Source organism: Pseudomonas syringae (assembly GCF_021606685.1).
Classification (GTDB): Bacteria; Pseudomonadota; Gammaproteobacteria; order Pseudomonadales; family Pseudomonadaceae; genus Aquipseudomonas; species Aquipseudomonas syringae_R.
Genome location: NZ_WKCB01000062.1, coordinates 24,397 through 34,286, shown reverse-complemented (window position 1 = coordinate 34,286; position 9,890 = coordinate 24,397). Strand labels below are relative to the sequence as shown.

Annotated in this window: 5 protein-coding genes; 3 read left to right on the top strand and 2 right to left on the bottom strand. The window is 58.0% G+C overall.

The window, feature by feature from the left end:
- Nucleotides 1–1,166: 1,166 nt before the first annotated feature.
- The 3 genes from GIW02_RS20600 to GIW02_RS20590 all read left to right on the top strand — a co-directional run bounded on the left by GIW02_RS20600 (nt 1,167) and on the right by GIW02_RS20590 (nt 6,432).
- Nucleotides 1,167–1,844, top strand: a complete 678-nt coding sequence (locus GIW02_RS20600) for a helix-turn-helix domain-containing protein (protein WP_236413745.1) — start codon at nt 1,167–1,169, stop codon at nt 1,842–1,844.
- Nucleotides 1,845–2,082: 238 nt separating this feature from the next.
- The gene (locus tag GIW02_RS20595) at nt 2,083–5,316 is read left to right on the top strand and encodes a hypothetical protein (protein ID WP_236413747.1); all 3,234 of its coding nucleotides are present in this window, start codon (nt 2,083–2,085) and stop codon (nt 5,314–5,316) included.
- Nucleotides 5,317–5,502: 186 nt separating this feature from the next.
- Complete coding sequence (locus tag GIW02_RS20590; RefSeq protein WP_236413750.1) at nt 5,503–6,432, top strand: hypothetical protein; 930 nt, start codon at nt 5,503–5,505, stop codon at nt 6,430–6,432.
- A gap of 93 nt (nt 6,433–6,525) precedes the next feature.
- Here GIW02_RS20590 and GIW02_RS20585 read toward each other — a convergent pair whose 3' ends face one another.
- On the bottom strand, nt 6,526–8,484 hold the full coding sequence (locus GIW02_RS20585; protein ID WP_236413752.1) for a MacB family efflux pump subunit: 1,959 nt from the start codon (nt 8,482–8,484) through the stop codon (nt 6,526–6,528).
- A 3-nt stretch (nt 8,485–8,487) separates the two neighbouring features.
- Nucleotides 8,488–9,639: a macrolide transporter subunit MacA gene (gene macA, locus GIW02_RS20580; RefSeq protein ID WP_236413755.1), complete on the bottom strand. Its 1,152-nt coding sequence runs from the start codon at nt 9,637–9,639 to the stop codon at nt 8,488–8,490.
- Between the last annotated feature and the right edge of the window lie 251 nt (nt 9,640–9,890).

Here is a 9,890-nt window from a genome sequence, read left to right as displayed (position 1 = left end):
TTGGAGCGTGGGCCGCCGCGATGGGCCATCCATGGCCCAGCGCGGCTAACCCGGCGTCCTGCCGGGTTGCCCACGCTCCAAAGCCTGCGTTCGGCCAGCGTGTTTTTATGGGGCGCCTAAGATCAAGATCACGATCAAGAGCGCTAGATCAAGAGATCGCTGACTTCGTCAGCGGTAAGGATGTAAGGGCCGGATCAAAAACAAAGCCAAGCGAGGCGGCCTGGCAGCCGGCCTGATCGGTGAAGCCGTACTCGGTTCAAATGTGGGAGGGGGCTTGCTCCCGATAGCGGTGTGTCAGCCAATGCATCTGTGACTGCCCCACCGCTATCGGGAGCAAGCCCCCTCCCACATTTTGACCGCAATCAAAAGACGTAACTCCGGTCAGATCTAACGCCGCCAGCCAGCCCACAACCCGCGCAAAGGATGTAAGGACCAGATCAAAAACAAAGCAAGGCGGCCTGGCAGCCGGCCTGATCCTTGAAGCCTCACTCGGTTCAAATGTGGGAGGGGGCTTGCTCCCGATAGCGGTGTGTCAGCCAATGCATCTGTGACTGCCCCACCGCTATCGGGAGCAAGCCCCCTCCCACATTTTGACGGCAGTCAACAGACGTAATTTCGGTCGGGTCCAAGGCCGCCAAGCCAGCCCACAACCCGCGCTTTTGCTCTACACCACTCAGGCCGGCTGTCAGGCCGCCGTGCTTTTGATCTTGATCTGAGGCGCCCCATTAACCACGCTGGCCGCACGCGGGCTTGAATCCGTGGGTAACCCGGCAGGACGCCGGGTTAGCCGCGCTGGGCCATGGATGGCCCATCGCGGCGGCCCACGGATTCAAGGCTGCGTGCGGGCACACCGAAGCGTGAGCGAGGTGCCGAGTGGTGGGGCAAGAGCCTTTTGGTTACTTTTGGGCTCTTTTCAAAAGTGACCCGCTGTAAGAGCGGAACCAATATCAGCCATTACCCAAATAACGGATATCCCCCCAATCACCGCGCCAAACCGTGGCAGCAGCCCACGCCGTGCGATAGTTCTAGACCCTGCGTGGTTCTTTCCCACAAAAGCGGACAGACCGGTCCTACCACGTTAATCGTCTTTTTCCACATTGGATCCCCATCGTTCCGCCAGGCTGTACTAGCATAGGTCTCTGCACCCGAAACTCATGGATGAATTGATGAACTCACACCTGTTCCCACATATAGGCAAGGTCATCGCCAGCACCGGCAGTCGCCATTTCCCACGCATGCTGCATGACTTGATTCTCACCCAACTGGCAGTGGACGCCACCCATATCACCCAACTGCAGGTCAGTCGCGAAGGCCACACGCGACGCAAGATCAGCCCGGTCTACACCGACTCCGTGGCGACCCTGGGCGAGCAGCAGCCCGCCGCACAACTGCACCTCACCCGGCACAAGGACGACATGCGCTACGTGCTGTCGGTGTACCGCTCACACCAGTCCGACAGCTTTTCGCCGCAGGAACGCAGCATGCTGCAAGACTTCTCCACCTTGCTGTTGCCGATGGTAGAAAAACACATCACCGCGCTCCAGCCGTGCCGCCAGGACAGCGACCCGGTGCCCGCGCAAACCCAGGGCCTCGAAACCTTGCGCCGACGCATTGAAGAACGCCTGGTGCAATCGGGGTTGACCTTGTCCAACCGTGAGCTGGAAGTGTGTGTCGGCCTGCTGTCCGGGCGCACCGCGCCGGAGCTGGCGGAGCAGCTGGCGTTGAAGGTCAACACGATCGAGAGCTACCTGAAACGTGCAGCGATCAAGCTGGGGATCAGCGGGCGGCATTCGTTGTTGCGGTGGATGTATTCGACCGACGAGGGTACATCCACGCCCCTCTGAAAAATCGCTCCCACAGAGCCGATTGCATCGCCCTGTGGGAGCGGGCAGGCAAGCCCCATGAGACATCGGACGTAGGCGCCCGTCAGCCAGCGTTGATGCGTCAATAATGTTCAGACGTGCGCCGTAGCAGTATCGCTATTGGAACGTCGACTTTTCCCACAGCGTCTTTTTCGTGCAACGCCCACTCAGTGCGTATTGATGTTCCGCAACTACCGGAATGCGCTCCTGAGGGTCAGTCATGAATGTCCAGCAAGTCTCTACCCCACCGCTGCCGCGCTTACAGCCCGCCCCCCCTGTAAAGGCGCTGGTGCCGGCTACGTCCCATGAGGCCGTGACTGCCAGCTCACCGTCCGAAACACGCAACACCGACAGTCGCGCCGCAGGTGATGCGCAGATGGCAACGTCATTTGCGAAAACACTCAGCAGTGGGCCCGCCAAAGAATGGCTTCAACCGCCTCGCGTTGACATCCACCCGGACTCCACATTGGGCCGCTGGTATCTCCAGCTGGATGACGCGTTTATAGACCCGGGGTTTCGGGAGTGGCTCCAAGAGCAGAAGCTTGAACAGACCACATTGACATTCATCCCCTCCCAAGGTGAGGTCAGGGGCTATGTAAACGGTCAGTTGAAAACGTTTTCCACGTCAGACGATTCTGGATGGTCCGATGTTTCCCGCACGTTGCTGTCAACCCTTACGCTGTTCGCCCCCGAACCGGGTCAGGAAGTGCGATTTCCCTGGCATGGGCGAGACGATCAGATACCGGCGCCTATCGTCGCGCAATTTTATGGCGAACCCGTCAACCCGACCCCGGCACAAGCAGCAACACGCCTTGCGCAAATAAAACAACACCCAAGCTTTGAGATGCCTGACAGCTATGCGTCGGCGCGTTCCGACGAAGCCTTGTCGACGCAGGCGCAGCTGTTGGGAAACGACGCTAACCGCCATGCCATGGTGAAAGCGCTCAAGGCCCAGGTTGACGACGTCAATGGGCGCGTTGACCTCGATAACGTGCAGATCCCTATCGACCCGCGCTCCGAGCTGTTCGCCACCACGCGGCGCAGTAGGATGAGCCTCAGCGAGGTGCTGCAAAGCGAGGGAACCAAGGTGCCGACTAATAGCGAACAGGCGCATGGCCTGGCGCTGACGCTGTCTTTCGACCTCGCCCACCGGGCGCCTGGGCCAGCGTCAGGTGGGGTCAGGCCAACGGCGGCTTTGCTCGGCGCTACCGCGTTGCGCAGAATGAATACGCAGGTAAAACAGTGGATGACGCAACACCCGAGTCAACCCACGCCATCACAGACAGGTCCGGCCGCCACCACGTTGTTGAACCGCTTGCTTGAGAACCTTCCAGACAGCACCCGGCTCGCTATCCGGGACAACCCATCCGCGGCGTTGGACCAATTGATCCGGTCACCCGAGGCCGTAGAGCTGGGCAAAAGAATACAAACGACGCTCAAGATCATCGACACACCTACCAGCGCAATTGAAAGCGTGAGTGCCGCACTCGTCCAGGCCCTTGATCCAGGCGTCGGCAAGTCGCCGTTCAATCTTGCAGGCTACAACCTGTACAGCATCGAGAACGCCGGCGCCTCGCATGCCGAGATTGTCCGGCGCTTCACCCTGCACCTTGAAAGTACTGTCGGGGTAGAAGGCGCACCGGTCGCCGCGCGTTTATTGTTAACCGCCGCGGCGCCAGAATTACTGGTTAAAAACGTGCCACCGCAGTTGGTCTATGGCTCGCATACCTGGGCCAATTTTGCCATCGAGGCTTCACGCATAGAGCAGCAAGTTCCCGGCGCGTTGGCGAACATGACGTTCAGCCAAGTCATGGCTTTTGGGGCCGCCCCTTCTGCCTCACTGGAAAGCGACGACCAGCTCAGCGAGGCTGGGCGCCTGCCTGTTATCAGCTGGGGCATTGCGAATGGGGTCATCAAACGGAATGCAGGCCATACATATACGCCCAGCGAATTCACCGCCGCACTGACGGCATTGAATAAGCAGCAAAAAGAACTTGAATGGGCCAGTAAAACCTTGAGTGCGCCCGCGCCGACTCGAAGAGAGGTGGCGCTGGCAGAATTGAAGCGGGTGTTTCCTAACATCGACCCGACCCTGCAAGTGCTGCAACGCCCGTGGGTCAAGCACACGCCTGTGTCGTTACTCGACATCTACATGACCGGCCCTATTGACCCAAAGGGCTGGGAGTCGAAAGACACCTACAACCTCCCGTTCGACCAGATAAGTTTTCGCTTTGCCCAACTTGAGCCGAACATAAAGACCACGTTCGCTGAACACTTCCAGGCGTACCGGCAGTCCCATGAACTTGCGATCGCCATTCAGTTCAAGTACCAGCTTTCTTTATTACCTGACGCTGAGCGCGAAAAGATAGATAACGCGCAGGTGAGCTTCCACGAACTGCGTCGCCCTTACACCAAGGCAACGAAGACCCACTTCTACGGAAAAGCAATCTTGCGACCGCAGAAATACACTGACGAGGAGGAAGAAAAGCTAAAAGGCAAGCACGCTTTACTCATCCGCGTCGAGCACTCACAGGACGACGTCAGCTACTACCGATACAGTCCGGGCCAAGTAAAGTTGACCCGTGTCGACGGTTTCCCAACTACGCTCCCCGAGCACCCTCCAAAAAGTTGGAGCCCAAACGTTAACCCACCCGGCATTCGGCTTGATATTGACGACAGTGCCTATTTTGACGCGCCTGCACCCCAGAGAAATCCCACTAACTATTTGCTATCCCAGTTAGGTGACATTCAGGCCAAGCCCCAAAAAGCCGAGACCCAGAGTTCAATACCCGGCGCTTACTTTTCCAGCAGGAACGGATCATTAGGTCTTACACCGGGCACATTTTTCACTCGCGACTATGAGTCACTTGAACAGGCCTCGGCGGGCGTCACCGAACTGGAAAAGGGCAAGGTTTATGATGCTAAGTTAAAGAAATTATTCCTGAGTTTTATCCCTTTCTACGACGGTATTCAAAGTGCAATAAAAGGCGATGTATCGGGTGCTATTTTTGATATCGGCTTTGACGCATTGGGTTTTATCATCCCCGGCGTAATCGCCGGCCGTAAGGCGTACAAGGCCGGCCGCGGTGGGTTCAACATCATCAAAAGTGGGCTTATCGCTGGCGCTGGGGAGTCCATCGGTATTGTCGACGTACGCAATATTACAAAAAACTTAAACAAGGCGGCGAACGCCGGCTATAAAGACATCCAGTTTTTGACAAAAAATGCCAACGACGTGTTATCGCGATTAAAAGGTAACTACGCGCACTACAACGTCAGCCAGACATACACAGAAAACGCCATCGCCAAAGGCTTTTTTCTCTCCGAGGCGGATGCGCTGTGGCACCCCACTGTCGCGATACTAAAAAAAGGAAGTTGGTATGCCTATAACACTGTCACCAAGGTGCCCTACGGCGTTCAGCTAGGGCAATTTGGTTTGCTGGGCGCGCCCTGAACTAATGACACCGCGAGTGTTACTGATCAGGCGTTCAGTCTCGTGAAGTATTATTGCGTAACAAAGGACCGTACAGTCTGTGCCATGGCGACCGCCATGAACGGAACGTGTCTCGCGGTTTTCGCCACTTATACCCTGAAAGAAACGGATAGCTTTCCTATGTAACCCACTCATAAGGCAAAGACTATGACTCGTATAACTTCTCTGTTTGGCGGCTTTACTGACACCCTAAAACGTTCCGACTCCCTGCCCTCCTCCAAAACTCTATCGACGGCCGGCTCCAGCGCTTCAAGTTCCTCGTCGAGCATGAACACTCGGGTTTTCGATCAGAAAACCATCGATAAAAAAATTGAACACTTCAACACTAAAGGCCAATCAAGCGCCCCTAAAACCTCGACCGACACTGCCAACACAGCGGTTGATCCACAGTTGAATGAGTACAAAGCAAAACATCAACTGGAGTGGCAAGCGCGTAAAGACGCAACTGTTCGTGACACGCTGTTTAAACAGCCTGTTTCCGGTCGCGTACGCGGCGCTGAAGTTGAACCTTTTTCTTCAAGTAAGCTTCAGGACAACGCAGAAGCATTGGTTAAAGCCGACGCAAAAGTGAAGGATGCGGCGACGCCCTTCAGCTTCAAAAATGCCTATAAAACCGCACTGGTTAACTCATCGGTCACAGTGCCTTTTACGATCACCGCCTTCGTCACCATCAACATTCTTAACCAGGGTACAAATAACCTTATCAACCCGACATCGCCTGCGGCTACAGAGCAAAGTCTTGCTGAGGGGCGGTTGGTCGAACAGAGCCAACGTGACGTTTTTCAGGTAGTGAATACGTTGGGCACTCTGCGCGGTGAACCGCCCGTCAAACCAAGCCTGCAATGGCTGGCGCAAACAAATGACGAGCGCTTGGATACCCTTGAGGAGATGGTTGACCACGTTGAGCAACAGATTGGAACCCTGGCACAAAAACTTGAGATTCCCTTTCAGCTTGCTTCAACCGGCGCCCCGGAAGACGACATCAAGAGCCGCACCCTGGGTATCGACTCCAGGCTGGCAGTGCTATCCGCATTGTTCCTTGAAATGAAAAACAAACTGGAAACCAGCGCTGGGTAATCGCCTGAATTTGCGTGAGCTTTGATGCCTCTCACGCAAGACGAGTGCGCGCTACACCCTGGCGTGTTTCGCGCACTCGCCACAGGCTGCAACTCAGTCCCGCGCCAATGCCTCGATCGGGTCCAACCGCGCCGCATTCCTCGCCGGCACAAAGCCAAACACGATGCCGATCAGCGTCGAGCAGGCAAACGCGGTGATGATCGAACCGACGGAAAACACCATTTCCCATTCCTTCACAAACACCGAAAACACAAAGCCCAGGGCGTAGGACAACGAGATCCCGATCAGCCCGCCGATCAAGCACACCATCACCGCCTCCACCAGAAACTGCTGGCGGATATCTGACTGTCGCGCGCCCACCGCCATGCGAATGCCGATTTCGCGAGTCCGCTCGGTGACCGACACGAGCATGATGTTCATCACGCCGATGCCGCCCACCAGCAACGAAATCACCGCGATCAGCGATAACAGCAACGCCAGCGAGCGGCTGGTTTTCTGCACCGTTTGCATGATGCTGTCGAGGTTGTTGGTGAAAAAGTCCTTGGTGCCGTGGCGCTGCAACATGAGTTTATTTACGTTGTCTTCCACCACCTTGCTGGGCTGGCCGTCCTTGATGCGCACGGTGATGCTGTCCAGATGGCGTTGGCCCAACAAGCGCCCCGCTGCTGTTTCATACGGCACCCACACGTTCAGGGCCTTGCTGGCAGCGAACATGTTTTTATTGTCGGCGGTTACCCCGATCACGGTGCACGGCAGGCTACCCACCAGAATCACCTGGCCCAACGGGTCGACATTCGGCCCGAACAGGCGATGCCGGGTGTTGTGGTCGATCACCACCACTTGGGCCTGGCGCCGCGCGTCGCTTTCGCTGAAGGCAATCCCGGCTTCGAGCTTCAAGCCCTTGACCTTGAAGTAACGGTCGCTGACCCCGTTGACCTGCGCATCCAGGTCGATATTGCCGAAACGCAGCAACAGGTTACGGCCCACCACCGGGGTGGCGCTGTCGACGTAATACAGCTGGTTCAACGCCTCCACATCCGAGGGCATCAGGGTCTCGATGGCCGACGCGCGACTGTCGCCAAAACTGCTGCCGGAGAAGATGTCGATCGTGTTGCTGCCGATTGCCTGGATATCCTTGAGCACATAGCGTTTGGCGCCCTCGCCGATGGCCGAGATCGACACCACCGAGGTGATGCCGATCACGATACCGAGCATGGTCAGCAAGGTGCGCATGCGGTGGGACACCAGCGCGACCCAGGCCATGTTGAAGGCTTCCTTGAACAACCCCAGGCTGGCCACCAGGCGCCGGGGGCCGCTGCGCTTGGGCTCTATCGGCGCATCGCTGGGCAGCTCCAGGCCGATACTCTGATTGGCCTTGTCGCTGATGATCTCGCCATCACACACCTCGACAATGCGCTGGGCATTCGCCGCCACCTTGGGGTCGTGGGTGACGATAATCACCGTGTGCCCGGCGGCGTGCAGCTCGGCGAGGATGCGCATCACCTCCTTGCCGCTGTGGGTGTCGAGGGCCCCGGTGGGCTCGTCGGCGAGGATCACTTCGCCGCCGTTCATCAAGGCGCGGGCGATACTCACCCGCTGCTGCTGGCCACCGGAGAGCTGGCTGGGCCGATGGGCGGTATGGCCGGCCAGGCCCAGGCGCGCAAGCAGCTCGCCCGCACGGCTGTGACGTTGGGTGTGCGGCGTACCGGCGTAGATCGCCGGCATTTCCACGTTGTGCAAGGCGCTCAAGTGCGCGAGCAAGTGGTAGCGCTGGAAGATGAAACCGAAGTAATCGCGGCGCAGTTCCGCCAACTGCTCATCACCCAGTGAACGGGTTTCGATGCCGTTGATTTTATAGCTGCCGGCGGTGGCGTAATCGAGGCCGCCGAGGATGTTCATCAGGGTGGATTTGCCCGAACCGGACGCACCGATGATCGCGAGCATTTCCCCGGCATGAATGCTCAGGTCAATGCCTTTGAGCGCGATGAATTCTCGCTCGCCGGCCATGAAGCTGCGGGTGATGCCCTTGAGTTCCAACAGTGGCTGGGTCATCCGTCAGTTCCCCGCCACGGCTGGCGTGGCATCGCCGATGACCACCTGGTCGCCTTCGGCCAGGCCTTCGAGTATCTGCACCTTGACGTTGTTATTGATCCCGGTCTTCACCTCCCGCGACACGACCTTGCCCTTGGCGTCCAGCACCCGCAGTGCGTAACTGCCATCGGTGTTGCGCGGGCCCAACGCAGCCACCGGCACCACCAACGCCGCCTGGGCGGTGTCGAGCACGATGCGCACCTGGGCGGTCATGGCGATACGCAGGCGGTGGTCGGGGTTGGGCACATCGAACAGCGCGTTGTAGAACACCGCGCTGTTCTGCTTGGGCGTACCGGCGGTCTGGGTTTCCAGGAAGTTCTGCGGCGCCGGCTCGGTGCCACGCAGCTTGGCGTAGTAGCGTTTGTCGGCCTCGCCGAGGATGGTGAAGTACACCTGCTGGCCGGGGCTGATATGGATCACGTCCGCCTCGGAGACTTGTGCCTTGACGGTCATGGTGTCCAGGTCCGCCAGCTTGAGCAGCACCGGTGCCAACTGGTTGGCGATCACGGTCTGGCCTTCCTGGGTGACGATCCCTACCACGTCGCCGTCGATGGGCGCGACGATGCGCGTGTAGGCCAGGTTGATCTTGGCGGTATCGATCTGGATATGCGCGCTCTTGATCTGCGCATCCAGGGACAGCAGGTTGGCCTGCTGCACCTGAAAGGTGGACTCAGCGTCTTCGAAATCCTGGCGCGAAACGGATTCGTCGTCCTGCAAACCTTTGTAGCGCTCATACACCGACCTGGCCTGCTTGAGCTGCGCTGCCGTGGCGCGGCGCTGGGCTTGCAGGTTTTCTTCGTCGACCTGGGCTTTGCGCAGGGTGTTTTGCAGGATCAGCGGGTCGATTTCGGCGAGCCATTGGCCTTTTTTTACTTTGTCGCCGACGTTGACCTTGAGCGATTTGAGCTGGCCGGAGACTTGGGCACCGACGTCGACTTGTTTGATGCCTTCGAGGACGCCGGTGGCCAGGACGGCGTTTTCGATGTCATTGCGCTCGGTGGTGGCGGTGAGGTATTGGGGGGCGTCGGCGGGGGCCTGGACGGTGTAGATCGCTAGTCCGATGGCGATGGCCAACGTTGCCAGGAGGCTGACTTTTTTGAATGTTGAATTTGGCATAGGGGTGCATATCCGTTTTTTCGGTAACGGCTGAAATGGGTTCCGCTCTTACAGCGGGTCACTTTTGAAAAGCGCAAAAGTAACCAAAACGCTCTTGCCCCAACACTCGGCACCTCGCCTGGGCTCGGTGTGCCCTCACGCAGGCTTGAATCCGTGGGCCGCCCAAGATCAAGATCACGATCAAAAGCGCTAGATCAAAAGATCGCTGACTTCGTCAGCGGTAAGGATTTAAGGGCCACAGCAAAAGCAAG